Below are 25,482 nucleotides of genomic sequence, written 5' to 3' on the forward strand. Positions count from 1 at the left end.
GAACGCCCGGCTCGGCTCGTCTGAAGACGATCTCCGGTAGGTATAACCACAATCAGGCGACGGCCGATCTGGCCGGAACTTTCCCGAGTACGCCGTCCCAGGTCCGGTGCACGTGACACTGCCACCCTCACCCATCGACCACGTCGCCTGACGCGGCCGAGCCGTCGCCGTCACCCTCAGACCTGGCACCACAGCGGTCTCCGTCACCGGCCCCCACGTACCGTGCTCCACCCACATCCACGTGGGCACGCCCACCACTTGCACGAAGTCCTCATCCGGACTCGTCCGGATCGCAGGCTTCGGCAGTTGCAAACTCTCCACAGCTCGCCGGGCAACAACCGCTACCGGCACCTTCTGGTGATGCTTCCGCTTGGGTCTTTTCGGCTTTCCACCGTCAAAACGCGGCAAGATCCCCAAGCCGTCACCGAGTCCGTACTCCCACCCGTCCGACGTTACCGTCGGCGACTCGACGGAAGTACTCCGCCTATGCTGCAAGGCACTGCTTCGGGAATGGGCCATGCCCTCCCTGCTCACGCCAACCGTATGTCTGCCACGACTTTCGGCACGCACTTTGCACCCGCCGGCCGCGCAACTCACCCCGCCAAAGATGCCTCGTCCGTCATCAGCTTGCGCGAACGGCCCGGTCACCATGACGTCCAAGACGCCAAGCAGTGAGGCGATGGTCCAAACGCCAACGCGTCGCGCGGTCAACATGTTCCGGCGTCATGCATGTAGAGATACGAGACCTTCCACACAGATCCCTTACGCAGCACCGTAGCGTCAGCCCTGAAGTGGCTGCCCGGAACATCGTTCTTCAGCTTTCCGTCAAGCCTGTACTGAAGCCAATCGGTGCCATCCACACAGTCTCGCAGTTTCACCTGCTGAGCGGCAGCCGTGACGACCTCAGGATTAACGTGCAGCGTTCCCTTGACGACGACCTTCTCTGTCTTGGCCTTCTTCAAGCCGTACTTCATCAGTTCCAGTGCTCCGCCTGTCGCGTGGTCATCCAACAGCGGAGAGCCTGCATCGGATGTGGTCGATGCGGCGGCCAGGTCCCGCCACATCGCACGGTAGGCCGCTCGGGCATCACTCTCGGGCCCATGAGCGATGTGCGAGGAACTGTTCGAGGTCGAGGCTGAGGGCTCATGCGTGGTTGGTGGTGCGCCATCCGAGTCCGTTCCCGAACAACCGGTCGCGCATAAGATGGCAACCACGATGGCTACGGGAAGAATCCAGCGCCTTGTCATATGTTCAAGATTCCGCACAGGCCCCCACCTTCCATTCAACAGCGAAGCAGAGAGTAGCAGGCCGATTGCTCCAGGCTTCGCCGCCGCTGCGCAACTAAGACAATCGCATTGACGCCTGAGGTGATATTGCGGCCGCACTTACGGTTGTGGTTCGCGCTCAAGTAATATGTAGGCGCGGCCGCACGCAGAACTTGATTCTCCACGACCAAGTTCTTCTCGTGAACGCATGCGACCGCGCTTGTCGTTGGATCAGATTGTGAGGGGCCTCTTTCGCCATCGAGGTGCTTCAGTCCTCAGATGCGGTAGAGATTGCCATCCAGGCGACCTTTGTCTCGCTCTCCGACAGGCGGAATCCCCATCGGCCACGAGCAAACGCCTCCACGATCAGCAAACCCCGCCCTCGTTCCGGCAGCTCCGTATCGGCCTTCACTCCGCTGTTGCGGAATGAAGGCAACGCCGGTAGAAACGGATCGCTGTCTTCGATCTCGAAGACAAACGAGGGGCCCTTGCGAAGGAGGCGCATCTCGTACGGGCCGTGCGCGTGTTCCAAAGCGTTGGCTGTGAGCTCCCATGCCGCCATCACCGCGTCCCCGACGGTCTCATCGGGGATCCCTAGCTCATGAAGTGCGCACCACAGCGCAACGCGGGTTTGTGAAGCGACATGGCGGGTTCTATCGTTCCAGCGCCAAATCAATACCTGACCACCGTCTCTCATCTGCGTCATGGCCGCATCCCTCGCGTCTTTCGGGGTGCCCGCAGCAACGGGCTGTGGGTGGCGTTTCTGGACGCAAGTTGTATGGCGCTCGTATCGCTCGACAGGAGTGGTGTGGCGACGAAAAGGATTGCGGCCATGCGGATTCCTCCGATTGGTTCGCGAATGGAGCGTAGCCACGACACCGTGGACCAGCGCTAGAGCGGAATAGCCCCGTGGAGTGAACTCTGCATGTCGCTGACTTGCGACTTAAAATCCTTCTGGCAGAGAAATCGACGCTCTCGCTGGTCGGCTACGAGATCGCTTATCTTTGCTGATACGCCTCTCACGTATATGGCAGGGGCGACCCAAAAATGGTTATCGAGCGCGCTCCGGGCATCCGCGAGTCAAAGGAATTCCTGGTCACCTATGCCAAAGCAAGTCCATGGCGTGACTTCACGCGACGCTGGGCTGAAGGTGCGGAATGCCTGGCCTCGAACGGCTACTGCGATACCGGTGCGCGTGGCCTTGAGCGGTGTGACTAATGTGTCGCGTGACACGCATACGCGACCTCCCATGGGGAAAGCGATCTTCCCATGGATGAGTTGAGCGGGCCTTTGTCCTGGCAGAGGGCAAGTCGTGGTGAGTGGGCATGAGAGCGAACTGGTGATGCGCGAGGTGGACGAGCCGACCGGTGGCGGTCCGATCGGAGCCCGCTTGGCCACGTGGCGCCGTCGCCGAGGACTCACCCCGGATGAGCTTGCTTCCCGCACGGGCCTGGCGCTCGATTACGTCACCGAGCTGGAGGCGGGCCGGAACTGGATGGACCGGCGCGGTCGGCTGGCCGCGCTCGCTGCCGCCTTGCGACTGGATATCGCGGACCTCACGGGCCAGCCCTACACGCCGCGTGGAGAGGACCATGCGGCGGTTCGAGCGACCGCCTTCCACCTGCGGCGCTGCCTGCACCGCCACTACCCGGACACGGCGCCCAGGATGCTGCTGGAGGACCTGGCGGAACGATCCCGCGCCGCCGCACAGGCGGATGCCGCTGGAGATGAGTGCCGACTCGCGCTCGCGCTGCCGGAGCTCATCGAGGTGACGGACCGCGCGGTTGTCATCGCTTCTTCTGCAGCAGAGCGGGAGGAGGCGAACCGGCTGCGGGTGCAGGCGCATCTGCTGAGCTCGGGGCTATTGCGGCGCCTGGGCTACAAGGACCTGGCTTGGGTGTTGCTGCACAGAGCCCGCCTCCGCACCCGCGAATCGCTACCGGTGCTGGTCGAGGAGGTGCGGCTGCTGATCGACCTTGGCTTGCCGGAACATGCGCTGACTCGCGCCGCACGGGCCGGGGACGCCGACACCGGGTGGGAGCTGTCGGCTCTGGGCGCCGTTGCCCAGGCGATGGCCGGACGCCGTTTGGAAGCGGAGAAGTTCCTCGCCACAGCGAGTGCGCGGGCCGCCGATGCCCAGGAGTCGGCCGTGGTGATCACGGCCCGCGCCGCCGTCGCCGCCGAGCTCGGCGATGCCGCCGAGGCCGCCGATCACGCCCGTGCGGCGGATCAGGCCGGGCTTGGCGGCGCCCATCGCACCAGCCTGCTGATAACTGCCGCGACGGCCGAAGCTCGTCAGGGCCGCAGCGATCAGGCAGCAATCCATCTCGCCGAGGCCGATGCGGAGGCACCGCTGCGGCTGCGGCTTGCCCCCTTCGCGCGGGACCTGATCGTCGCACTCACCAACCGCACCACTACCCAGGCCGAAGCCATACGGGACCTGGCCGAGCGAGCCGGACTGCGGTGATACCGCCCGACTCGACGGAAAGTTCCCTGATAGCGGGAGTTCGCCCTACGCTAGGGCTGACGCACGGAAGTTGAGGCGAGGGCTATGGACGATGAGCAGGCCCGGAGGATCGGTGACCGGCTGCGCTCGGCCCGCCGCCAGCGCGGGATGAGCCTACGCACCTTGGCGGGCCTGGCCGGGGTGTCTGTCGGCTACCTGTCGATGGTGGAGAACGGCCGACGGCTGCTGGACCGCTCCAGTCTCATCACCGCTTTCGCCGAGGCGTTGCAGATCGCCCCATCCGAATTGACCGGCCAGCCCTTCGCCCCGGCGGACCCGCGCTCCAGTGAGGCTCACGAGGCGATCCCCGCTTTGCGGCTGGCGCTGATGGGCGTGACCATGCCCCCCCCGCCGGACCGCCGCCCACCGGAGGTTCCGGCGGCGGTGCTGGCCGCGCGCGTAGAGCGGGCCAACCGCCTTTATCACGCGGCGGAGTACGGCGCCCTTGCTGCCAAGCTACCGGCGCTGTTGGCCGATCTGCACGCGGTAGCCGAGACAGCCGACGGCGTCGCACGGCACGAGCTGCTGAAACTGCTGGCGGATGCCTACCACCCGGGCTGCACCTTGCTGCTGAAGAACCTGGGCTACACCGACTTGGCATTCATCGCCGTCACCCGCGCCGCTGAGGCGATCGCCGAATTGGATGACCCGGTCTACTCCGCGCTATCCGGTTTCTTCCACACCCATGTGCTCATGGGGGTGGGCAGCCCCACCGAGGCTCTGGCCCAGGCCACCGCCGCCGTCAACACGCTCCAAGCCCACCTGACGAGTCCGGACGCCTATGCACTGCTCGGCGAGCTCCACTTGATCTCCGCCACCTGCCTGACCCAGGACAGGAAGAGGTCTGGCAAGACCCGTACGGAAGAGGTCCGCGGCCATCTCACCGAGGCTGCCGACCTTGCCGACCGCACGGGGGAGACACGGGCCTGGCACCTGAACTTCGGCCCCACCAACGTCGGCATCCACCACGTCAGCCTCAACACCGACCTTGGCCTGCATGGCGAGGCCGTGCAAGCGAAGGACGGGGTGCGTCCCGAGACCCTTGCGGAGGCTCCTGGGCGGCAGGCCGCGTTCCATGCCGATCTGGGCCGGTCGTTGACACATTTGCGGGGCCGGGAAGCCGAGGCGGTCGCCGCCCTGCTGACCGCCGAACAGATCGCCCCGCAGCGCATCCACGCCAACGTGCCCGTGCGAAACACCGTCGAATATCTCGCTGATCGGCAGTTGCCCACCCGCGCCGCCCGTGACCTGCGGGGGCTGGCCCACCGCATCGGCCTGTCACTCTGACCAGGGGCGCCTTCTGCGGAGGCGGAGTACACAGGCCCGTGCGTACCTGAGCACACCAGTCGCATGCGAGCGGGAAGTCGTGATGGAGCTTCCTGAAAACGGCTCTGACCGCGTTTCCGTGAACGATCTTGGTGCTGTGACAGGCTGCCATCGAATCTCACCTCTCGACCGCGCTGCCGAAGTGGCACGTCATCTGTCCGGCCGTCGGCCCGATGTTTCACCCGTCACGGTGTGCGGTGCAGGCGGCTTGATGCCTTGCGTCCCGGAACGGCGGCACGGGCGGCGCCGGATTACCGATGAGGCCGTTGCCTTCGGCAGGATGGGCGCCATGACCGAGATCCGCACACCTCGCCTCCTCCTCCGTCGCTGGTATGACGCCGACCTCGCGCCGATGGCGGAAATCAACGCGGACCCGCGGGTCATGCGCTGGATTGACGACGGCTCGGTGCGCGACCAGGACCACACAGCAGAGGCCATCGAGCGGTGGGAGGAGGAGTGGGACGAGGAGGGATTCGGACTCTTCGCCGTCGAGCTGCTGGCCTCGGGTGAACTGGCCGGCTTTACGGGTCTGTCCGTGCCCGAGTACCTGCCGGAGGTACTGCCCGGCGTGGCCATCAGCTGGCGGCTCGGCTCACAGTTCTGGGGCCAGGGATACGCATCCGAAGCCGCTCACGCCACGCTGGAGTTCGCGCTCCAGGACCGCGGCCTCGACCGCATCATCAGCATCAGCCGGGTGGGTGACGAGGCCTCCGAGAACGTCATCCGAAAGCTCGGCATGGTGCCCGAGCAAGAGACAGCGCACCCGGTGTACGCCTATCCGCTGCGCGTTCGCACCATCGATCTCACCGAGTTCCAGGCGTGAACCGGCCGCGCTATCGATCATCACCAGACAGCCGACCGCTGTCGATACGTCCCCGACTGATCGCCACGGAGCGGACACCCAGGCGAAGGATGTTACATTTCCGCCGCTGACCTGCGCTTTCACGGAACTGCGGCCAGAGCCCTGAAAACGGGCACAGGCCGCTCGGGGGTGACCTCACACCTGCTCGATGGATCTCCCCACCCGCAGGCCGTCTGACCTGCGGACGGCTACAAGGGAGGAGCCGCCTGATAGCGGTAGTGAGTAGTTGGCGTACAGAAAGTCCCGGTGAGATGATCTTGGGCTTCCGAAGAGGTCGAACCCGCCGGAGCCCGGGTTGACCGGTCGGCCGGAACGGCGAACCACCAGCAGCCAGGACTGGGAGGCTTGCATCAGGGGACATCCTGACACTGTCCCCTGACCAAGAGTGAGCCGGATGCCTCCCACCCGTGCCCTGCTGCTGCCCATCGTGCCGGACGCTCTGGCCAGCCTGTTTGAGCTTCAGGTCCCGTTGTTCCTGACGCTCCGAAACGCGCTGGTCCCAGGCGCCGCGGGTGTGCCGATCCCTGGAGTCGTCGTCGAGGACGTCTTCGAGGCGTACTTGCGGGTGCTCGACGCGTTTCCGGAGGGGACACCGGAGTTCGTGGAGGAGACGGAGGACGAACTGCACGGCGTTCTGCTGCTGGTGGGCCAGGACGGTGGGAACGGTGGCGTACGTGGCCAAGGCCGAGGTAACGGAAGCGGACCTCGCGCTGCTCGGCGCGTTCTCCGGCGCGCTCGGCCACGCGGCCGACCCGCGCCCCGGTCCAGAGTACGAGCCGCTGACGGAGGCGCTGGCCAAGATCGGCCGGGAGTGCGACTACCAGTGGGTGCCCGACGGGGACCCGGCCACCATCGCCGACTGGGCACGGCGGGCGCTGTCGCCGGTCCTGTACTCGCCCTTCGAAGGGCGGCACGGCGCCGCCGACCACGAGCTGCTGTCTGGGCTACTGCGGATCGCCGGAGACTGGGAGAACTACATCAAGGTGGACCAGGACGACGAGGCCGCGGTCGGGCGGATAGAGGTGCACATGCTGCACGCAGCGCTCGGCGACGGGCTCAGGGCGGCGCCGACGGCCTGAGCCCTTCACGGTCTGCGGACGGCTGCAAGGACGGTGCTGGTGACTGTGAGCACCCTCCGGGCCGACCCGCCCCGGTGCCCGTACGTGTATGCCAGGACCGACGGCCACTCGTACTGCCAGCAAGCCGCCGGTCACGCCGGTGACCAGGCGGCATAGCCGCTCGTCCCTGCCACCAACGGCGGCCGCCGTCAGGGCCTGGCGGACTGGATCGCCTCCTGCAGGCTGCTCACGGCCCGCTCGGCGTGCGCGCGTACGCTGTCCCAGGCAGCGGTGAAGTCGCGGACCGGGAAGCGCAGCCCAAGCGCATAGTGAGCAACGGCGAGTTCCGGCCGCGGCTTGGGGTGGACGGCCGAGTTGCGGATGACACGGATCTGGTCCAGGAGCTGCACGGCCTGGTGGACCGCGTCGCGGTCGAGCGCGGGCAGCTTGTCGGCGAGATGTTCCTCTAGGCGCAGCAGGCCCGAGCCCGGGTTGCGGCCGGGCACCTTGAAGTCGCGCAGGATGTCGGTCAGGACTACCAGCCCGGAGTTGTAGGCCGCTTCGTCGTCGACGTCCAGGGCGAGGAGGCTGGAGCGGTCCATGGGCGGCGGGACGACGAGGGCTTCGCCGAAGACCAGCTCGTAGGTGACGTCGAGGAAGTTCAGCGCGCGCAACACGGCGCGCGGCTCGGTGAAGGACAGCGCCTCCGGCGGCGCGGGCGGCGACAGGTGGGCGGCGACGTCGGCGAGGTAGAGGTCGAGGGTGTCGCAGTCGGCGGCCGGCAGCGCGCCGAGCTGGCCGGTGAGGGTCGTCTTGTTGAAGCGGATACCGGGCCACTCGCGGTCGGCGATCTGCGCCATGCGCTCCACGAGGGGACCGGCTCCGTCGATCTCCTTCAGGACGTCGCCGAGGTTCACGTCGACGTTGGGCAGGTCGAAGGGGCTGTCGAGGATCTTGTCCTGCTCCCAGGTCATCTGCTGCATGTACGCCAGCAGGCCGCGGGCAAGGTCGCGGGCCATCTGGTCGTGTTGCAGGTGGTAGAGCCCGGCCATGGTCAGGTACACCGGCCCGTCGGACTGCGGGGTGTAGCCGTGCCCCCACCACCCGACGGCCCGGTAGCCGTTTGAGACCTGGTCGTGGCCGATCACGGGGAAGCTGTAGAGGACCTTCGAGGCGTCGTGGCCGTGCTTGCGCATGCGGTAGGCGACGTGGAAAAAGCTGGGGAAGCGCTCGTGTTCGACGAACGTCGTCCACGCGATGTCGAGGAGGAGCCGTTGCTCCTCGGTGAGCGGGTCTGTCAGGGCGGTCATGGCGTCTATCTCCAGGTGGACAACGGGCCAGGATAGAGGGGCGGCCCAGCTGGGGCACGCGCGTTTCGGGTTCGCGGGCACCGGCCTTGCTCGGCGTGCTGGGGACGCCCGCACGCGTCCTGCAGGGCATCCTGACCGCGCGGTAAGCCGGCGACCAGCAGGAGTAGGAAAGCCGCAGCTAGATCAATCTCACCGGGATTCCCTGCACCTCAACTACTCACACCCGGATAGCCAGCCAGGTACAGGGGCGGGCGAGTTGTCCAGGATGGGCGAAGCCCAGCGCAACGGGCCGCCGAAGGCGTCCTTGACCGCCCCGCACGGCCTGCACACTCCGCAAGCGGGCGGCCCCGGCCGACAGCGCACGCAACGCTCGTTGAAACTCCCCACTCCCTTGAACGACGGAGCGAACGAGGCGACGAGCGGCACTGGCCGATCCCCATCGTCCGCCCCTGTCGACGTCTGAGCGGATGCCGTACGCGACCGGGCGCTGGGCACGCGTACGGGGTCCCCGCTCCCCGGCGGACGTTCGTGGACGTTCCACGAGGGCGAACCGACCCCGGTCCATAGATCGGAAGTCGTGAGTTCACCGTCGTGAACACCCCTGTGTGCTCGGACCCTTACCTTCGGTGACAGTCCGGGTGGCTGCCACCCGGAGAGAGGGTGAGCCCCACGATGTCCAGCACTGTGATGCACCACGAGTTCCAGGTGATCTCCACGGCCGAGCACGTACGGCCGGCCCGCCACGAGACTGCCAAGGTCCTCACTGACTGGGGCATATCCAAGAGGGTCGTGGACACCGCCTGCCTGATCATCAGCGAGCTGGTGACGAATGTGGTGCGGCATGCGGCTGTGCTCTCGCCGACTGCCACGGTCACCCTGGCCGTGGATGATGCCGCACTGCTGCTGAGCGTCGCGGATGCCCATCCACTCAAGCCGAAGCCCCTGCCCGCTGCCCACAGCGTCGGCGGTCGCGGTCTGTTCATGGTCAACGCTCTGGTGGGAGAAGTCCATGGCCGAGCCGAGGTCCTCTCGGAGGCCGGCACAGGTGGCAAACGGATCGTCATCCACCTTCCCCTGGCTCGCGTTGCCACCTGATCCACCGCACGGCACCCGCGTCGGAAAGCGCCCACAGCGACGCTGCCGAACACCATCTCTCCCCACGTGAAAGGGACAGCTCATGCTCGAATCCGTCCGCCACCTTGATCAGGTGGCCCGTGAGTGGAACATCAACGCCGAAGACGTGCTGCTGATCGCGCTGAACGCGTCCGGCGCCCGGTCCCCGCTGACCAAGCCCCGCATGCGCTTCCGGCTGCGGCTGGACTCCCGTCCCGACACCCCGCTGTTCCTGATCCTCTCGCTCGGCCGCCAGGAGTCACCGTTCGAGCTGGACGAGCACGAACTACGTCTGAACGGCGAGAAGGTCGGCGAAGTCGACGGCATCGAGGACGACGACGCGGTGCTGGGCTACTGGCGCAACGGCACGAAGATGCTCACCCTCAATTCCAATGCCCGTAGCCAGTGCACCGGCTGCGTGTTCTGCCCCAACACCCTCGAAGACGCGTCCGACCCGAAGATCAAGGTATTGGACCTGTCCGACTACCTCGGTGCGCTGGCCGTGAACTCCGACATGGAGGATCTGTCGTCAGTGCAGACCGTCACGGTTTGTACGGGCTGCTTCCTCCATGAGCACCTCGCGCTCGACCACCTGGCCGAGGTCCGTACGGCGATGGGCATGAACGGATGCACCGGCACCCTGCACTTCCTGTCCTCCGTGCTGACCAGCGAGAAAGGCATGGACTCCGCCGCCGACCTGGGACCGTTCCACCTCACGCTGACCGCCGAGTGCTTCACCGAACGACGGAAGATCCTCAAGGAGTCCAAGGCCAAGCTCACTCCGGCCGAGATGACCGACGCCCTGGGCCGAGCGAAGCAGCGGGGTATCACCGCCGACTTCACCTACATCGTCGGCCTGGACCCGATCGAGGACGCCATCAGGCACCTCAAGGACTTCGTGCCGGTCACCACCGCCTTCCCCCGGTTCCAGACCTACCAGGCCCACAACGCGTTCATGGACATCTATCGCACGCCCGGGTCGGAGACGATCGAGTGGCACCTGACCATGCGCCAATGCCTGGAAGAGCTCTTCGCTCCTACAGGGCTGCGTCCACAGTGGTGGCAGAACTACCGCAGCCCGTGGTGCTTCACCTTCGCCGGGGAGGAATTGACGGGAGCGAAGGTCTGATGACGCGGCCCACCACTCCCGCGCTCACTGGGATCGGGACGACCGTAGTCCGCGCCGTCCGTGCGTGGCGGCTATCCCCACAGCCCGCCGGGTTCCCTTCCGGTCTTCCTCAGCCGGTCGCCGCCGCCGTGGGTGAGCCGCCAGCGGGCCCTGCCTGGGCCGAGTACCGCACCCGGTTCGCCATCGAGCTGGTCGGTGACGGAGTTTCCGGGTGGCACGCCCCGGTGGGCGAGGCCGTTCTGCGTATCGTCGCGGACGACCTGGCCGCCGGGCTGATCGGGCATGACGCCGCCGCACCGCGTCGCCTCGGCTATCGCAGGAAGGCTGGGCGGCATCGCTGCGGGGCGCACGCCCGACAGGCCACCTCCGCGGTGGAACTGGCCTGCTGGGATCTGCTTTCCCGGGCCACCGGGCTGAGCGTGACCGGCCTGCTGGGTGGCACGATCCGCGACACCGTTCCCGCCTACGCCTCCGCGCTCGGTCTTGACCCGGCGCACGCCGCGGCTCCGGAGGCGGCGGCGTGGATCAGGGAGGCGGGGTTCTGGGGTCAGAAGTGGCCGTTGACCAAGCCGTTGATCCTTGCCGGGCCGAGGGAGGTCGCGAGGACGCTCGGCCCGTTACGGGAGGCGGCGGGCGAGGGACGGTTCATGGTCGACGGTCTGGGCCGCTGCCACTTGGACGAGGCGATGTGGCTGCTGCCGGTGCTGGCCGATCTTCAGGTCACTTTCGCCGAGGAGCTCCTGCCGCCCGGCTCCTGGGGCTGGCATCGACTGCGGGCGGCCGGGACGAGCGTTCCACTGGCGGCGGGCGAGCACGCTGTCGACGAGGCCGAGCAGATCCGCATGTTGTCTGGTGGGCAGGTGGATGTCTGGCAGGTCGATCCGGGCTGGTCGGGCGGGCTGACCCGGTCAATGCACACCACCGAGCTCGCTGCGGACCTGGGCATGGCGACCTTTCCGCACGGCGACGGGTTGTCCGCCGGCCTGGCCCTGGCCGGAGCGTGCTGCCGTGACACGATCCCGGCCGTCGAGTGGCACCTGACGCTGGAGCCGCTGCGGCAGCAGATCTTCTCCGCCCCTGTCCACGTCGAAGACGGGATGCTGCCGGTCCGCACTGCCGCGGGGCTCGCCGATATCCCGACACTGCCGGAGAAGACGGCGGTGCTGGAGGTGACGGGCTCGTGATCGCCCACCACCGGTTGCGCCGGACCTTCTGGGAAGGGGTACGCGGCGTCTGCTTCGACCTGGGCGGCACCTTGGTGCGTACCGAAGCCGAGCCGACCACCGGGCAGGTCGCCCAGGTGCTGGGCATCTCGCTGGATGAAGCCCGAGCGGTGGTGGCACACGAAGCAAAGCGTCGCCGGATCAACCCCGGTGACCTCGCCCGTGATCTGGCCGCCGCCTTCGGCCGCCCTGCCTTGGCCGATCCGCTGACCCACGTGCTGGAACGGGCCCGGCAGCGGGCCGCCGAACCGGAGCTGTTCGAGGATGCCGAACCGGCGCTGACCGCGCTGCGGCAGCGGGGCTTCGCACTGTTCGCCCTGACCAACAGCCTCGGCTCATCCATCCCGACCGAGCCTCCACCAGCCTTCCGGAAACTGCTGGATCAGGTGATCTATTCGGCGGAGACCGGGGCGGTCAAACCCGAGCGCGCGGCCTTCGCCGCCGTCGAAGATGCCTCCGGCTTGGGCCCGAACCGGCTCCTGCACGTCGGGGACTCGCCCCGGGCGGACGTCGCCGGAGCCGCTGCGGCGGGTTGGCACACCGCTTGGCTGGACCGCCGCATGGCCTGTGTGCCGCCGCTGGCCACTCGCACCGTCCGACTCCACACACTCACCACCCTGCCCCTGCTGCTACCCGCCGGGACCGCACCGGCCCGGACGACGACCTCGGAGACCCGCTGATGGACCCGACCCGCAATCCCTGCCCGAAGGCACCAGCCCACGACCCGCTGGCCAGCTCGGTGCCGCTGTTCGACCCCGGACAGCTGCCGCTGCGCGACTGGTGCACCGGCAGCCGTGAGGACGCGGTGACCGGTCTGGTCGCTTTTCCCGACTTCCACAGCCACATCCCCCGCGCCCTCGCGGCCACCTTGACCAGCGGGGGCTTGGTGGGACTGGCGATCGGGGACGTCGACGGGCTCAAGAACCACGTCGAGCAGGCCAACGCCACCGACCCCGGCTCCTACGGACACCTGGCCGGGAACAAGGTGATGGCCCGCCTCGGAGCCGTCACCCGCAGCTGGTTCCGTGCCCAGCCCTGGGAAGCCGGATGCGCGGCCACCTTCGGCGGTGACGAGGTCATCATCGCCGCCGCCCTGGATAACGCGGCTACCTTCCACCGGGCCGTCGCCTGCCTCCGGGACCGGCTCGCCGACGAGCTGCCGGTCCGCGTCTCCTTCGCACTGACCTTCGCCTCCGCCGAGCATCTGCCGGCCGAACGCGGCCCCGACGGCTGGAAGCACGTCTTCACCGACCAGCTGCTGGCAGCGGTGGACCGCTGCTTGTTCACCCACAAGGCCACCCGCCGTGCCGGAGGCGGCGAAGGCGGGATCATCGCCGTCACTCAACCCCCGTCTCCCGACCACATGGCCCCGCTCCAGGATCACCGCCCCCTGGTGCCGCTGCCCGTCGGTGCCGAGACGCTGCACGTTCTCGCCCGGCCTGTCAGCGCCAGGGGCCGCGGCATGCTGCTACTGCCCTGCGCCGGACCGATCGGCCTGCGCGGCAGACGGCTACGGGTGACCTTCCCCGACGGCACGGCACGCACCGGCGTCGCCATCTCGTTGCACGGCCAGGCCGGCATTCCCTACGAGGCCACCGGCATGAAGGGACCCGGCGTCCCGCTCGTCCTCCAGACCGTCCGCGAGAAGTCCGCCCGGGGTATCCCCAATGACCTGGCCGCCGTCCTGGAGCGGACCGGACTGGACTGGTCGGCGCTGCCAGCCCATGAGCAGACCCAGATGCTCCACGTGATCAGCGAATCGGCCACCGCCGACATCCGTACCGCCCGTATCACCGCCGTCATCGACGCGGTCGCCACCCGCGCCCGGAGCTGACCCATGGCCCTGACCCACGCGCGCACCGCCGAGCAAGCTCCGCCCGGCTTCCCCGACTGGAGCCATGCCGCGCGGCAAGCTGCCGAAGCCGTGCCCGACCAAGCCATCGACGCCTTCTGGCGAGCGTTGAACCACGTATCCGCCGCCCAGCTCTACCTTATCGACAACCCCCGTCTCGCCCGCCCGCTCCGGCCCACGGACGTCAAGGAGACCCCCTGCGGACACTGGGGAGTTTGCCCGCCGGTCAACTACATGCTCGCCCACCTCGGGCCACTCACAGCCCGGCGGCCCGCCGGATGCGAGGTGCTGATCCTGCACGGCGCCGGGCACGCCGGGCCCTCGGCGCTGGGCCATGCCTATCTCAACGGCACTCTGTGCCTGACCGGAGACGGGCCCGGCTGGTCGATGCCTGAACTGCGGGCCCTGATCGCCGGTTTTCCTCACCCTGAACGGTTCGGCGGGGAGATCACCCCACTCATCCCCGGCGTCCGGCACACCGGCGGACAGCTCGGCCCCGCCCTCGCTGTCGCCCAAGGCATGGTTTTGGACGCGCCGCACCGACTGGCCGTCCCACTGGTCGGGGACGGCGAGTTGGAGACCGGGGCGACCGCGGCGGCCTGGCTCGCCCGCCGCGCTCTGCACGGCAGCGGAGACCACGGGGCGGTGCTGCCGGTGGTGCTGGCCAACGGAATGAAGATGGGCGGCCCTTCTCTGCTGGCCGACATGAGCGAGGACGAGGTACGCGGCTACTTCACCGGCCTCGGCTACGAACCACTGATCCACAACGGTGCCGACCTGCCTGGTTTGCGCCGACTACTGGCCGAAGCCTTCAGCCGACTGCGGCCACTCGGCGCCACCGGGCGGCAACCGGTGCTCGTGCTGACCATGCCGAAGGGGCACACCGGACCGCAGCAGGTGGCCGGGCGGCAGATCGCTGGAACTCCGGCCGTCCACAAGACTCCGCTGAAAGACCCCCGCCGCGATGAGGCGGAGTTCGAGGCGCTGGAAGCCTGGCTCGCCTCCTACCGACCGGCCGAACTGTTCACCACCCAGGGTCGTCCGACCGACCTGGTCCGCCAGGCTCTGCCCGGTCCGGCCCACGAGCCGGAGAGGACCGGGCCGTCGGCCTCGCCAGACCCCCAGTACTCCCGGCCCTGGCCGGACGCGTCCACGGTCATCCGCGAACGCGCGACGACCGGCGCATTCCGCCTGTTCAGCCCGGACGAGATCACCTCCAACCGACTACATCTGTCGACCGGCGGCTCACTGCCGCCCTGGGCCGTCGAGATCCTGAACGAGGAGATCTGCCACGGCTGGCTCCAGGGCTACACCGAGACCGGCCGGGACGCGCTGCTGGCCACCTACGAAGCCTTCGCCCCGGTCAACACCAGCCTGCTCATCCAGCACCTCAAGCACCGACGCCTGCGCTACCTCACGGGCCAGGGCGGACTGCCGTCGGTCAACTACCTGATCACTTCACTGGGCTGGCGCAACACCTACACCCACCAGAATCCCGGCCTGGTCTCGTCGATACTGGAGAGCGAGGACGGGTTCGTACACGTCTACACCCCAGCCGACGCGACGCGGGCCGCCGCCGTGCTCGCGCTGATGCTCGCCAGCCGCGACCGCGTCAACTTCCTGATCACCGACAAGTATCCCGGCCCCTCGTTCCCGCCCGCCCCGTTCCGCGACGAGCTCTCCGACGGTGCCGCCGTCTGGCCTCACCTGAGCCACCGCGGCCTCCCCGATCTGGTCCTCGCCTCGGCGGGGGATGTCCCTGCACGCGAGTTGTCCACCGCCACGACGCTGCTGCGCCGGTCGCACCCCGACGTCAAAGTCCGCTATCTGCACATCAACGACCTCGCGGTCCTCGGCCCGGCCCCGCGCTGGCCCTACGCCCTAACCAACCAGACCTTCAGCCGCCTGTTCGGCACCGATACCCCTGTCCTGATGGCCGTCCCCACCCGTCCCTCCACGGTCCGCGCGCTGCTGGCCGCCCGCGAGGAGACCAGCCGATTCCACGTCGTCGGCTACCAGGAGCCCGGTCGCCCTACCACGCCCGAGGGCCTGCTCGAACACTGCGGCCTCTCCGCAGCCGCCCTGTCAGCCCGCGCGGCCCTCATGATCAAGGAGCACCGCGGATGACCACCCTCGATACGGCCTCCCCGCCCGACCCGGAAGTCCTGAGCGTCTTCGAGCACGAAGGCTTCGTGGTCCTTCGCGAAGTGATCTCATCCGAGTGGCGGGAGCAGGCCGCGAGCGCGGCGACACGGCTGCTCGCCGACGACCGCACACTCGGGCGGGACCGCAGTGCCGACGGCAAGGACGGCTTCCGTGGCATCGTCGCCATGGACGACACCTTCCTGCCACTGGTCACCAACCCCAAGGTGCTGCCCACCCTCGTCGCGCTACTCAGCCCGAATCTGCATCTGATGTCCAGCAACCTGATCTACATGCCCTCCATACCGTCCGGCGCCACCCGCACCATCCGCGTCCCCGAGCGGCACGGCTGGCACCGCGACATGAGCACCGCCACCCGAGACCTCGGCACCGGCACCGTCCCCCGCCTGTCCGTCAAGGCGGCGTACTTCCTCAGCGAACTCGCCCCCGATGCCGGCGTCACCATGATCCTCCCCGGCAGCCACACGGAAACCGGCCCAGTCACCGTCCCGGCCGGAGCCATCGACCCACCCGGCGCGATCACCCCCGACATCGGACCGCGGGACGTGCTGCTGTTCGAGAACCGCACCTGGCACGCCGGTGGCCTGAACACCTGCGGCCACCCGCGCCTCGCGGTGATGATGCAGTACGGCTACCGCTGGCTCGCCCCTGTCGACGACCCCGCGCCCCAGCTCCTGGGCCGCGAGAACCTGACCGACATCGAGCGGCAACTGCTCGGCCAACCAGACCGCCACCCCAACGGCTCCATCGCACACGAAGGCGCCGGAGGAACCCCCTTGCGCACGTGGTGGCAACACCTGAACCGGACCCCGGCTCGTTCTCCGAGATGACCGCGCCCTCAGCCAATAGAGCAGAAAGGACTGACGAGATGACCCACTACACGCCTGACGAGCTCTTTCCCTCCACCGCCCCCTACTACGCCCGCTACCGGCCCGGCTACGCCCAAGCCTTCTACAACGCACTGGCCGCGCGCTTCGCCCTGGACGGCACCCAGCGCATCCTGGACCTGGGCACCGGCACCGGCGTGCTAGCCCTCCCTCTCGCCAAGCTCGTCGGCCACGTCACCGCCGTAGACCCCGAGCCCGGCATGCTCGAGGAAGGCCGCAAACTCGCCGCCCAGCAGGACATCACCAACATCGACTGGCGACGCGGCGACTCCACCACCCTGCTCAGCATGGGCCTGCAACCGGTACTGCTGACCGTGATGGGCGCCGCCTTCCACTGGATGGACCGCGACCAGACCCTGCGCGACCTGGACCAGCTCATCGAACCGAACGGGGCCGTCGTCCTCGCCTCCGGCGGCGCCCCCGGCGACATCGAGCCCGCCCCCTGGCTCCAGGTCATCACCGGCGTCCGCACCCGCTACCTCGGCCCCGCGCGCCGGGCCGGATCGAGCACCTACACCCACCCCAAAGAACGCCACCAGGACATGCTGGCCCGCTCCCCGTTCTCCACCGTCGAAACCGCCCACTGGGACCGCACCGTCACCCGCACACTGGACGAGGTCGTCGGCCTGCAGTTCTCCTACAGCTACTCCAGCCCCGCCCAGCTCGGCGACCGCAAGGACGCCTTCGAACGCCACCTGCGCCAAGCCCTCACCGACTTCAACCCCGACGGCCGCTTCGAGGAACTCGTACGCACCGAGGCCATCATCGCCACCCGCCCTTGACAACATGCTTGCTGCTACCTGGCCTGTATGAGTCGACGTCTGCCTTCGACGGTGAGCGACGCGTTCTTGCGTCTCATGCAGTGGGGCCCGGGGCGGAGACACGCTGTGTGGTGTCCCGCCGGCTGATGGCTTCGGCGACCTGCTCGATGGCGGTACGGATCGTGTCGCCGTAAGGGCCTTGGGGGAGGTTGGGGGCGTGCTCTTTGGCTGCGTCGATGTGCTCGGTGGCGGTGTCGAAGGTTCCGAGTCGGCGGTAGCTGTCCGCGAGGTTGAGGTGCAGGGAGGGGTAGAAGCCCGCGATATGGAGGCTGGCGTGATGCTCTTGTACGCGTTGCTCGGTCACGGTGTCGGCGGCGTCCAGGGCTCGGATGTCCCAGGCCAAAGCCTGGGCGGGATCTTCGTAGAGGTCTGCCAGGTAGTGCGCGAGGGTGCAGCGGTGCAGTGGGTCGCCGGCGACCCCGATCGTGGTCCACAGACGCAGGAGTTGGTGACGGGCGGAGGCGACGTTGCCGAGGCGGCCTTCGGTGACGGCGTGGCCAATGGCTTCCATGGTCGGGTCGGGGTCGGCGGGAGTGGTGGTCATGGGAGTGGTCCTCGTCGTCTTGCTCAGGCTGAGTGGTCGGGCTTAATGGGCATGGCCAGGGTGGTGAGATCACCGCGGTCGGCCGAGCGGATCGTGACGGGTTGGTCAGGTCCCCGCAGGTCGAGCATCACCTCGGGACCGATGGCGACGCTGACCGCCGGATAGAGCGTGGTCAGCTGGAAGGAGATCTGCAGGTCCGGCCCCGTGACGGCGGCCGGGATCGGCACGTCGGTGTGTGCGTCACCGGTTGGCAGGACGATCACGCCGTGGCGGGCCACGCGCAGCGCGATCCGTTCGCCGGGATGTTCTTCGAGAGCCCGCAGGAACAGATCCTTCGAGACCGTCACACGGGTGGTGACCTCGGGCAGTGACGCGAGCATCAGCCAGTAGTCGGGGAACTCTTCCATCAGCAACCGGCAGTGCTGGTCTTCTCGGTCCGCCAGGCGTAGCCAGATTCCGTGCGGTGTCGCCTCGACACGCACCAGTGCGCTGCGGCGGATCTCGGCGACCGCGGCCCGCAGCTCGTCGCCGTGGAGCGTGGCAGCCCATGTCGAGGTCGCTGGTTCGCCAGGAACCAGGGTTCGTGTGGAGAGCCGGTAACGGTCGGTGGCGGTCAGCGTGACCGCTTCTGGCGTCGCCTCGAGGCGCAGGCCGCCGAGTACCGGCATCCCTGGCTCGCAGGCGGTCGCGGTCAGGACCTGCTCGACCGCGTCAGCCAGCACGGGGCCCTTCAGCGCGGTGATCGGCAGACTCGGCGTGTCGACGAGCGAGGACTTGAGAACGACGGCGGCACGTTGCGCGGCTGCCGCGTCGCCGAGAACTTTGGCGATGTGCTCGTCAATCAGCCGGAACGCCTCGTCAGGCCCCGTGTCGAGAACGGCCTCGACGACGGTGAGGGGCATGGCGATCTCGCGCAACTGACGCAGCGCGGTGGCCCGTGCCACCTGGTCCGCGCTGTAGTAGCGGTAGCCCGAGACCGGGTCGACCTCGGCAGGCCGCAGCAGCCCGGAGTCGGCGTAGAACCGCAAGGCGCTTGAGGTCAGCCCGCTTCGTTGGGCGAAGGCCCCGATCGGCATCAGCTCAGAATTCAGCACCCCGCCATCATTGGGCTTCAACCAACTTGAAGGTCAACGCCGTCCGACCGGGCAGCGCCAACAGCTTTCTCCCTCCTGGTAGTGCGTCGTCATCCCTCGGCATATGCGCCGTTGCTGAGAGTGCTCATTTGGGTAGTCTGGCAAGTCGGGGCAGAGCGAGCTATCAGAGTGGGAGGCGTCGGTGCGGCGTGACATGGGGGAGCACTACCAGAATCTCGCCAGCACGTATGACGACAACTGGGCCTATAGTCCGGACTTCGTGCAGTGGATGTCCGGACAGATCGCCTCGACCCTGCGGCTGTCGGTGAACGACCGTATGGCGGACATCGGCTGTGGCACGGGCCTGTTCGCCGGCGGTATAGCGGAGGCCCTACGCCCACGCCACCCGGTGCTGTGCGTGGACCCTTCGGCGGCGATGCTCGATCAGCTTCCCTCGTCCCCCGCTCTGTCACCGCTCCGCGCCTCGGCCGAGGAGATCGCGGACCAGACGGTGCCCCTGCCCTATGAACGGCTGGACGCGATGTGGCTGAAGGAATCGGTGCACCACGTCACCGACCCTGCCACCACACTCACGGGCCTGGCCCAGCTGCTGGCGCCCGGCGGTCGACTGCTGGTGGCGATGTTGCCGACCACGATCGATTACCCGTTGTTCGCCGAGGCCCTCAAACGGTACGAAGAGCTCCAGCCCGACCCGGCTGTCATCGCCCGGCACCTTACCGATGCGGGGCTCCGGGCCGAGCTGACCTTCGTGGAGCATGAGCTGCGCCTGGACAGGGAGCGCTACTTGTCCATGGTCAGGTCCCGGTATATGTCCGTGCTGTCGACCTTCAGTGATGAGGCGCTCGACGCCGGGATCGAGGAGATCCGGGCCCGCTACCCGGGACCGGAATTCGTCTTCCCCGATCGATTCGCGTTCGTCCTCGGTGTCCGCGACGACTCCACTGGCGCCACCGAGTCCGGCGGAGGTGCGCGGTGAGCGCTCCGGTGGACGAGCGGCTGCGCCGGTTACGGCACGAGCTGGACGATCACGCCCGGGTCGCGGAGCACCTCGGGATCGATCTGGAGCGTCCCTTACGGTCGCTGGACGATGGCTATCCGGAGAACGCCATCGCCCTGGTCGGCAAGATCACCGAGAAGCTGCTCAAGCAGCTGTGGCGCCACCATGAGGTGGCCGGCGATCCGTCCGGCCGCATGCTCAGCGAGCTGATCAAGGGCTGCCGCCCGCACATCCGCAGCACTACGGTCCTCGATGCGCTGACCGACATCCAGCGCCTGCGCAACCGCTCGACCCACGACGGCTACGAGATCGCCGAAGAAGACGGCCTGCTCGCCGTGCGCCGCCTGGTCGATGTGCTGGCCTGGTTCACCAGCACTGCCAGTCCCGCCCTGACCGGGAACGACCCGCGGATGCAACCTGAAGTCGCGCGCCGGGTGGAGTTCCTCGCGGGCCTCTACCTGACGCTGGGCTACCGGGTCTCCAAGCGCTTCGTTCTCTCCACTGAGACGGTCTACCAGCTGTTCTGCCGCGAATCCGGCGTACGTCTGGAATACGTGGAACTTCTGCTGTCCAAGGATGCCGCCGAGCTGCGCAACGTGCTGGAGACCACCGGCGGGGAACTGCTGAAGACCCGGCTGCCCAAGCTCACCCGGTTCGTCATCCTCGACGACGCGGTGGAGCAGCTCCACCCTCTGCTGGGGCACGATTACCGGATCGTGGGCTACGAAGGCTTCATCGACACCGTCGTCGACCTTCAGGCCCACTTGGCCTCCTGCGCCACGGCCGCGCCGGAGATGCCGCGCGAGCGCCAGCCCTTGCCCGGTGCCCTGCTCACCACCGACCCGCACACCGGCGAATCCCGTATCACCGAGACGGAAGACGCCGAACAACTCCTGACCCGGCTCATGCAGGAGTCGGCCAACGTTCTGATCACCGGCAAGCCGGGAAGCGGCAAAAGCACCCTGCTGCGCGCCCTGGTCAACGACACCCCTGCTACGGCCCGCCGTTTCCGTTTCTACTTCGACCTCGGCCTGAAGCCCAAGGACGAGGCCTTCGCCGAATACGTGGCCCGCATGCTGGCACCCTGCGTGCCGGGCGAACGCGCCCGTGCCTTCGACCTGTTCCTGTACCTGATCCGCTCCGGTTCAGCCCTCTGTGTTCTGGACGCCGTCGACGAAGCCGTGGACGAGCCCAGCCCCGAGGGGTTCCTGCGTTTGTTCGCGGACCTGGCCTCGGTGCTATCGGCCGAGTCCTGCGTTGTGCTCAGCTCCCGGGTCTCCTTCCTGGCCGATTCCCCGCAGATCCGGCGCCTGCTCGACTGCTCCAGCGCGATATCCGAGCAACTGGTCGAGCAGATGTACGCCAACGGCGTGGATCCGCAGCGCGTCCCCCGCTTCAGCATGCTGCGCCTGACGGACACACCGGCCGACCGCGAGCCCGCCTCGGACACCGGCGCCGCCGTCCTGCCCACGCCGCTGGCACGACGCCTCCAGAACGCCCTGGATATCGCGGGGACCCCAACGGTCGCCGAGCTGATCGGCACCCACATCGACCACGCCCTCGCCGACGCCGGACTCGCCCACCTCGCCCCAGCCCTCCTTGATACGTGCGGCCGGGCCTTCCTGGAAGACCGCACCGTCTTCCCCCTCCTCGAGCTGCACAATGCGCTCGGACCGCAAGCCTTCGACGGCGGCCGGATCACTCCCGAGGATTTCCGCCTGATCCCGCTGTTCCGCCCCGCCGGCCCCCAGGCACTGGCCTTCATCCACTCCGCCCACCAGGAGCTGCTCGCTGCCCGCTACCTCAGCACCCCGGACGGCCGCGAACAGGCAGCCGAGCTGCCCGGAGCCCCCTACCTCACGGAACAAGTCCGCGCCTTCCTCGCCGCACACCCCACCGCCAACGCACATCCCGCACCAGCCGAGGACTGCGTGCTGCACCCCGGGGTGTACCTCGTCGGTCCAGCCGAACGGCTGCTGCTGCGCCGCGTCCACCACCCGATCCGATTCGACCGCTACCCGGTCACCGTCGCCCGCTACCGCCCCTTCCTCCAGGCCCTGCGCCCCGACGGAACCTCACCGTGGGACCACCCCGACCAGCCGCCCGGCACCACCCACGCGCCCTGGACCGAGCGGCTGCGTGCCCCGGACTACTACGACGACCCCCGCTTTGACGACCACCCGGCCATCTGCGTCAGCTGGTGGGCCGCGTACGCCTTCGCCGCTTTCGAAGGCAAGCGCCTGCCCACCTCCCTGGAATGGGAAGCCGCCGCCCGCGGCACCGACGGCCGCCTCTTCCCCTGGGGCGATACCCCCGACCTCGACGCCGTGAACTGCGCCGATACCTGGGCCGGCCGCCCCCTGGTCACCTACCAGGCATGCAAGGAAGAATTCGACCGTGGCAGCTTGGGCCACGCCTGGGTCACCCCGGTCGACGCCCGTCCCGCCAACCGTTCCCCCTACGGGATCGCCGACATGGTCGGCAACGTCTGGGAGTGGACCTCCACCAGCGTGGGCGATCCGGACGAGGCCGTCATCTGCGGTGGCGCCTTCGACAATCCCCTACGCGCCGTCCAGGCCAGCGCCAAGGGCCTGTTCCGCCGCTCCCGAGCCAGCAACGCCGTCGGATTCCGCTGCGTCACCGAACTGTCTCCCACCATCGGTGACGACGTGAAGGAGGACCCGCAGCCATGACGGCAGACCGCCAACAGAAGTTCGCCTCCGCCGGGGCTCCCCGATTCGGACGCGTCGTCGACCGCCGCCCCCACGGTGGCGGCATCCACGGCCGCGCCAGCAGCTACATCGTCCAGGACGACGAAGACGGCCGCCACTACACCTTCGACTACACCCACATCGTCACCGAAGGATTCCGCACCCTGCACACCGGCGAACGCGTCCGCTTCCACATCGCCGCCAACGACACCTGGCGGGCCGAATTCGTCATCCGGCTCAACCAGCCCTCCCCGGAGGCGTTCTACGAGTGAGGCGCACGCGCACCGCCCCCACCGGCGCACGCCAGATCATCGCCGTCGTCCTGCCCGCACGCCTACCCGCCGACCCACCCTGGCCCGAAGGCCCCCTGCCCTTCACTCACGGCGCCCGGACCACCACCACCGACACCCGTCGTACCTACTTCACTCCGGCCGCCGCCAGCGTCCTCTACGGCACCCCCGACCGCCCCACCCGCTGGCACCGGCAGGTCCGTCACGCCCACGGCTCCGCCACCATCGACGGCATAGAACTCCTGCGCACCCCCACCGAGGACGACCCCGACCGTGCCCTGGCGGTCCTCCACCTGACCATCACCGGCCCGGAACTCCTCGACACCCTCCGCTCCCTCGCCCACCGCCCCGGCACCACACCGCCGTTCGAGATCACTGGCCCCGTCCTCACCGCACTTTTGCAGGACCACGCCCACACCAGGCCGAACCCGCTCCTCGAGGGCTACGCCACCGTCGAGACCGATGCCCTTCCCTACACCGTCACCCTGCTCACCCCCGGCCGACGGCCCCTACCTCGTCTCAACCGCAGCCGAGACCACCGCCGCTGGCCCGCGGCCCAGCAATGGCTCTGGGCACTCGCCTCCCGCACCAACACCGACGACTACCCACCCGACCCCGCCACCGTCCCCCAACTCACCGCCGGTGCCCTGCGCATCTCAGCCGACTGGAGCGCCCTCGTCCTGCGCCAGGGCGCGGCATTCATCGGCCACCGCCGCGACCACGGGCCCGCCGACCCGTTCTACGGCTACGCCGAACTCCACACGCGCAGCATCTACCTCGACGCCCTCCTGTTCGGCATGATCCAGCGCACCCACATCGACCACCTCACCGAAGAGCTCGCCCAGGTCTTCACCGGCCCCGGCGAAGCCAACCGCCTCGCTGGCCTCGAACGCCGAATCGCCCACTTCCGCAGCACCTACTGGCGCCAGCACCTCACCACCCACGGCACCGCCAACGACCTCCTCATGGCCTACCAGCGCCAATACCGCCTCTCTGACCGTTTCACCGAAATCCTCGCCGAGGCAGCCGACCACAACCGGCTCATCCAGACCCAGGAAAACCAGCAGATCAGCGGCGCCCTCGGCATCCTCACCATCCTCGGTCTGCCCCTGGGCACCGCCCTCGGCGCACTCCAAGTCCTCGGCGACCAGAACCCCTGGCACCTCCTCACCGCCACCACCGGCGCCCTCGCCGCCACCGCCGCACTCCTCACCACCCGCTACGGCCGCCTCGTCCTCACCTCACTCCGAGGTCGTCCCCTGACGGATTCGCGACAACTGACTCGCGGTCACCGGGACTGCTGAGTGCCGCGAACTCCTGTTGTCAGAGCTTCGCCATACGCTGGATCCTGCGCAGACGGTGCCGCACGTACAGCATCTTGTGCCGCGGAACGACGCAAGACGGGATGGACGGGTACGTGCTGGCCCAGAGCCCTGCTACGCGTCCCGATCCGACTCGGGCGAAGGGGGCCGGATCGAATCGTGCCACGCCCAACCGCGTTGCGGGCGAAACGCGTTGCACGAGAGGATGTTCGAGGCGCAGGAGACGTCACTGCGACGAGCGCAGATCGCGATAAACGGTTATCAAACGGCACGCGAGGCATCCGGGGGAAGATGCATGAAGTTCGACATGGGAAGCACGACTCTGTCGACTCTCGGGAAGAGCACGACGGGGTCCAGTGACGACCTGGGGGCGCTGATCCGGCTGCTGATCGCCGCCGCGGAGCCACTGGAGGGGAAATTCAACGGCGCCGGCAAGGTGGCGTTCGACTCGTTCAAGCTCCGCGCTGATGAGATCTCGGCCGCGCTGAACGGCTCTCTGCAGTCCATCCTGGGCGGACAGTCGGGCATGGACACCGCGTTCGCCACCGGTGATCAGGAGCAGGAGGACAACGCCCACCAGCACATTGCCGGTGCCAATTTCGAGGCCGCCCGCTTCTCCGGGCGATAGGGGGATTCCCGATGGGGCAGAGCCAGGACCGTAACTCTTACGACGTGGGCGCCTCGGTGGAGGTGCAGGGCAGCCTGCAGGGGATTATCGGCCAACTTGAGCGGGTCCTCGCCGACCGGGACCGCGCGGTGAAGGCCGCGATGGCCGACTTCACCGCTGATGGCGTCTCGGACGAGTACCACGGCAAGGAGGTCCGCTGGAACCGTGCGGCGGCCGAGGTGCGGGAGATCATCCGCCTGGTGCGATCGACGCTGGAGAAGAACGACGGCACCGCTCAGTCGACACTGGCCAAGGCCAAATCCGCTGTGGACAACATCGGTTGATCCGAGCTTTGAGGACGCGGTGAGCAGGTGACGGGGCGGTAGCTGGGGGGATTGGGCA

General features: G+C 68.1%; 23 protein-coding genes. 18 read left to right on the forward strand and 5 right to left on the reverse strand.

Translation table 11 applies throughout. The features are described from left to right. Positions 1 to 707 precede the first annotated feature (707 nt). Together AS97_RS35450 and AS97_RS35455 are read right to left on the reverse strand one after the other, a co-directional pair. The gene (locus tag AS97_RS35450; protein ID WP_247204590.1) at positions 708 to 1,010 is read right to left on the reverse strand and encodes a hypothetical protein; all 303 of its coding nucleotides are present in this window, start codon (positions 1,008 to 1,010) and stop codon (positions 708 to 710) included. 523 nt (positions 1,011 to 1,533) lie between these two features. Continuing rightward, a complete protein-coding gene (locus AS97_RS35455; RefSeq protein WP_210566308.1) occupies positions 1,534 to 1,971 on the reverse strand; it encodes an ATP-binding protein in 438 nt (145 codons plus the stop codon). Positions 1,972 to 2,607: 636 nt separating this feature from the next. Here AS97_RS35455 and AS97_RS35460 point away from each other — a divergent pair. The 4 genes from AS97_RS35460 (at position 2,608) to AS97_RS35475 (ending at position 7,038) form a co-directional block, all read left to right on the forward strand. Next, positions 2,608 to 3,732, forward strand: a complete 1,125-nt coding sequence (locus AS97_RS35460) for a helix-turn-helix transcriptional regulator (protein WP_210566309.1) — start codon at positions 2,608 to 2,610, stop codon at positions 3,730 to 3,732. A gap of 84 nt (positions 3,733 to 3,816) precedes the next feature. Further along, on the forward strand, positions 3,817 to 5,058 hold the full coding sequence (locus tag AS97_RS35465) for a helix-turn-helix domain-containing protein (RefSeq protein WP_210566310.1): 1,242 nt from the start codon (positions 3,817 to 3,819) through the stop codon (positions 5,056 to 5,058). A 328-nt stretch (positions 5,059 to 5,386) separates the two neighbouring features. Next, a complete protein-coding gene (locus tag AS97_RS35470) occupies positions 5,387 to 5,920 on the forward strand; it encodes a GNAT family N-acetyltransferase (protein WP_210567350.1) in 534 nt (177 codons plus the stop codon). 704 nt (positions 5,921 to 6,624) lie between these two features. Continuing rightward, entirely contained in the window at positions 6,625 to 7,038 is a 414-nt protein-coding gene (locus AS97_RS35475; protein WP_210566311.1) for a hypothetical protein, read from the forward strand. Positions 7,039 to 7,226: 188 nt separating this feature from the next. Here AS97_RS35475 and AS97_RS35480 read toward each other — a convergent pair whose 3' ends face one another. Next, positions 7,227 to 8,327 (reverse strand): hypothetical protein, encoded by a 1,101-nt coding sequence (locus AS97_RS35480; RefSeq protein ID WP_210566312.1) that lies wholly within the window; start codon positions 8,325 to 8,327, stop codon positions 7,227 to 7,229. Positions 8,328 to 8,999: 672 nt separating this feature from the next. Between AS97_RS35480 and AS97_RS35485 the strand changes: the two genes are divergently transcribed. The 8 genes from AS97_RS35485 (at position 9,000) to AS97_RS35520 (ending at position 17,476) form a co-directional block, all read left to right on the forward strand. After that, positions 9,000 to 9,422, forward strand: a complete 423-nt coding sequence (locus tag AS97_RS35485) for an ATP-binding protein (protein WP_210566313.1) — start codon at positions 9,000 to 9,002, stop codon at positions 9,420 to 9,422. 82 nt (positions 9,423 to 9,504) lie between these two features. After that, a complete protein-coding gene (locus AS97_RS35490) occupies positions 9,505 to 10,569 on the forward strand; it encodes a radical SAM protein (RefSeq protein ID WP_210566314.1) in 1,065 nt (354 codons plus the stop codon). A 128-nt stretch (positions 10,570 to 10,697) separates the two neighbouring features. Continuing rightward, entirely contained in the window at positions 10,698 to 11,753 is a 1,056-nt protein-coding gene (locus AS97_RS35495) for an enolase C-terminal domain-like protein (protein WP_247204591.1), read from the forward strand. After that, a complete protein-coding gene (locus AS97_RS35500) occupies positions 11,750 to 12,472 on the forward strand; it encodes an HAD family hydrolase (RefSeq protein WP_247204592.1) in 723 nt (240 codons plus the stop codon). Before AS97_RS35495 ends, AS97_RS35500 begins: the two co-directional genes overlap by 4 nt. Next, the gene (locus AS97_RS35505) at positions 12,472 to 13,626 is read left to right on the forward strand and encodes a hypothetical protein (protein ID WP_210566316.1); all 1,155 of its coding nucleotides are present in this window, start codon (positions 12,472 to 12,474) and stop codon (positions 13,624 to 13,626) included. Before AS97_RS35500 ends, AS97_RS35505 begins: the two co-directional genes overlap by 1 nt. Positions 13,627 to 13,629: 3 nt before the next feature. Next, on the forward strand, positions 13,630 to 15,771 hold the full coding sequence (locus AS97_RS35510; protein WP_210566317.1) for a phosphoketolase: 2,142 nt from the start codon (positions 13,630 to 13,632) through the stop codon (positions 15,769 to 15,771). Next, on the forward strand, positions 15,768 to 16,637 hold the full coding sequence (locus AS97_RS35515) for a phytanoyl-CoA dioxygenase family protein (RefSeq protein ID WP_210566318.1): 870 nt from the start codon (positions 15,768 to 15,770) through the stop codon (positions 16,635 to 16,637). The genes AS97_RS35510 and AS97_RS35515 overlap by 4 nt, the downstream gene beginning before the upstream one ends. Before the next feature lie 38 nt (positions 16,638 to 16,675). Then, entirely contained in the window at positions 16,676 to 17,476 is an 801-nt protein-coding gene (locus AS97_RS35520) for a class I SAM-dependent methyltransferase (RefSeq protein WP_210566319.1), read from the forward strand. 73 nt (positions 17,477 to 17,549) lie between these two features. Here AS97_RS35520 and AS97_RS35525 read toward each other — a convergent pair whose 3' ends face one another. Together AS97_RS35525 and AS97_RS35530 are read right to left on the reverse strand one after the other, a co-directional pair. Next, positions 17,550 to 18,059: a hypothetical protein gene (locus tag AS97_RS35525; RefSeq protein WP_210566320.1), complete on the reverse strand. Its 510-nt coding sequence runs from the start codon at positions 18,057 to 18,059 to the stop codon at positions 17,550 to 17,552. A 23-nt stretch (positions 18,060 to 18,082) separates the two neighbouring features. Beyond that, the gene (locus AS97_RS35530) at positions 18,083 to 19,153 is read right to left on the reverse strand and encodes a MerR family transcriptional regulator (RefSeq protein ID WP_210566321.1); all 1,071 of its coding nucleotides are present in this window, start codon (positions 19,151 to 19,153) and stop codon (positions 18,083 to 18,085) included. A 181-nt stretch (positions 19,154 to 19,334) separates the two neighbouring features. Between AS97_RS35530 and AS97_RS35535 the strand changes: the two genes are divergently transcribed. From AS97_RS35535 to AS97_RS35560, 6 genes are all read left to right on the forward strand, one after another. Beyond that, on the forward strand, positions 19,335 to 20,129 hold the full coding sequence (locus tag AS97_RS35535) for a class I SAM-dependent methyltransferase (RefSeq protein ID WP_210566322.1): 795 nt from the start codon (positions 19,335 to 19,337) through the stop codon (positions 20,127 to 20,129). Beyond that, positions 20,126 to 22,843, forward strand: coding sequence for an SUMF1/EgtB/PvdO family nonheme iron enzyme (locus tag AS97_RS35540; protein ID WP_210566323.1), 2,718 nt, complete (start codon positions 20,126 to 20,128; stop codon positions 22,841 to 22,843). Before AS97_RS35535 ends, AS97_RS35540 begins: the two co-directional genes overlap by 4 nt. Then, positions 22,840 to 23,133 carry a hypothetical protein gene (locus AS97_RS35545; protein ID WP_210566324.1) on the forward strand — a complete coding sequence of 98 codons (294 nt, stop codon included), beginning with the start codon at positions 22,840 to 22,842 and terminating at the stop codon, positions 23,131 to 23,133. The genes AS97_RS35540 and AS97_RS35545 overlap by 4 nt, the downstream gene beginning before the upstream one ends. Next, positions 23,130 to 24,455, forward strand: a complete 1,326-nt coding sequence (locus tag AS97_RS35550) for a hypothetical protein (RefSeq protein WP_210566325.1) — start codon at positions 23,130 to 23,132, stop codon at positions 24,453 to 24,455. The genes AS97_RS35545 and AS97_RS35550 overlap by 4 nt, the downstream gene beginning before the upstream one ends. 313 nt (positions 24,456 to 24,768) lie before the next feature. Further along, positions 24,769 to 25,101: a hypothetical protein gene (locus AS97_RS35555; RefSeq protein ID WP_014055916.1), complete on the forward strand. Its 333-nt coding sequence runs from the start codon at positions 24,769 to 24,771 to the stop codon at positions 25,099 to 25,101. Between the two features lie 11 nt (positions 25,102 to 25,112). Further along, a complete protein-coding gene (locus AS97_RS35560; protein ID WP_014055917.1) occupies positions 25,113 to 25,424 on the forward strand; it encodes a pore-forming ESAT-6 family protein in 312 nt (103 codons plus the stop codon). Positions 25,425 to 25,482: the final 58 nt, after the last annotated feature.

It is taken from the genome of Streptomyces sp. AgN23, from assembly GCF_001598115.1.
Lineage (GTDB): Bacteria > Actinomycetota > Actinomycetes > Streptomycetales > Streptomycetaceae > Streptomyces > Streptomyces antimycoticus.

Excerpts from the sequence above, each read along its gene's own strand:
- AS97_RS35455 (WP_210566308.1), bottom strand. The coding sequence starts at position 1,971 with ATGACGCAGATGAGAGACGGTGGTCAGGTATTGATTTGGCGCTGGAAC.
- AS97_RS35460 (WP_210566309.1), top strand. The coding sequence starts at position 2,608 with ATGCGCGAGGTGGACGAGCCGACCGGTGGCGGTCCGATCGGAGCCCGC.
- AS97_RS35465 (WP_210566310.1), top strand. The coding sequence starts at position 3,817 with ATGGACGATGAGCAGGCCCGGAGGATCGGTGACCGGCTGCGCTCGGCC.
- AS97_RS35470 (WP_210567350.1), top strand. The coding sequence starts at position 5,387 with ATGACCGAGATCCGCACACCTCGCCTCCTCCTCCGTCGCTGGTATGAC.
- AS97_RS35480 (WP_210566312.1), bottom strand. The coding sequence starts at position 8,327 with ATGACCGCCCTGACAGACCCGCTCACCGAGGAGCAACGGCTCCTCCTC.
- AS97_RS35485 (WP_210566313.1), top strand. The coding sequence starts at position 9,000 with ATGTCCAGCACTGTGATGCACCACGAGTTCCAGGTGATCTCCACGGCC.
- AS97_RS35490 (WP_210566314.1), top strand. The coding sequence starts at position 9,505 with ATGCTCGAATCCGTCCGCCACCTTGATCAGGTGGCCCGTGAGTGGAAC.
- AS97_RS35505 (WP_210566316.1), top strand. The coding sequence starts at position 12,472 with ATGGACCCGACCCGCAATCCCTGCCCGAAGGCACCAGCCCACGACCCG.
- AS97_RS35510 (WP_210566317.1), top strand. The coding sequence starts at position 13,630 with ATGGCCCTGACCCACGCGCGCACCGCCGAGCAAGCTCCGCCCGGCTTC.
- AS97_RS35515 (WP_210566318.1), top strand. The coding sequence starts at position 15,768 with ATGACCACCCTCGATACGGCCTCCCCGCCCGACCCGGAAGTCCTGAGC.
- AS97_RS35520 (WP_210566319.1), top strand. The coding sequence starts at position 16,676 with ATGACCCACTACACGCCTGACGAGCTCTTTCCCTCCACCGCCCCCTAC.
- AS97_RS35525 (WP_210566320.1), bottom strand. The coding sequence starts at position 18,059 with ATGACCACCACTCCCGCCGACCCCGACCCGACCATGGAAGCCATTGGC.
- AS97_RS35545 (WP_210566324.1), top strand. The coding sequence starts at position 22,840 with ATGACGGCAGACCGCCAACAGAAGTTCGCCTCCGCCGGGGCTCCCCGA.
- AS97_RS35555 (WP_014055916.1), top strand. The coding sequence starts at position 24,769 with ATGAAGTTCGACATGGGAAGCACGACTCTGTCGACTCTCGGGAAGAGC.
- AS97_RS35560 (WP_014055917.1), top strand. The coding sequence starts at position 25,113 with ATGGGGCAGAGCCAGGACCGTAACTCTTACGACGTGGGCGCCTCGGTG.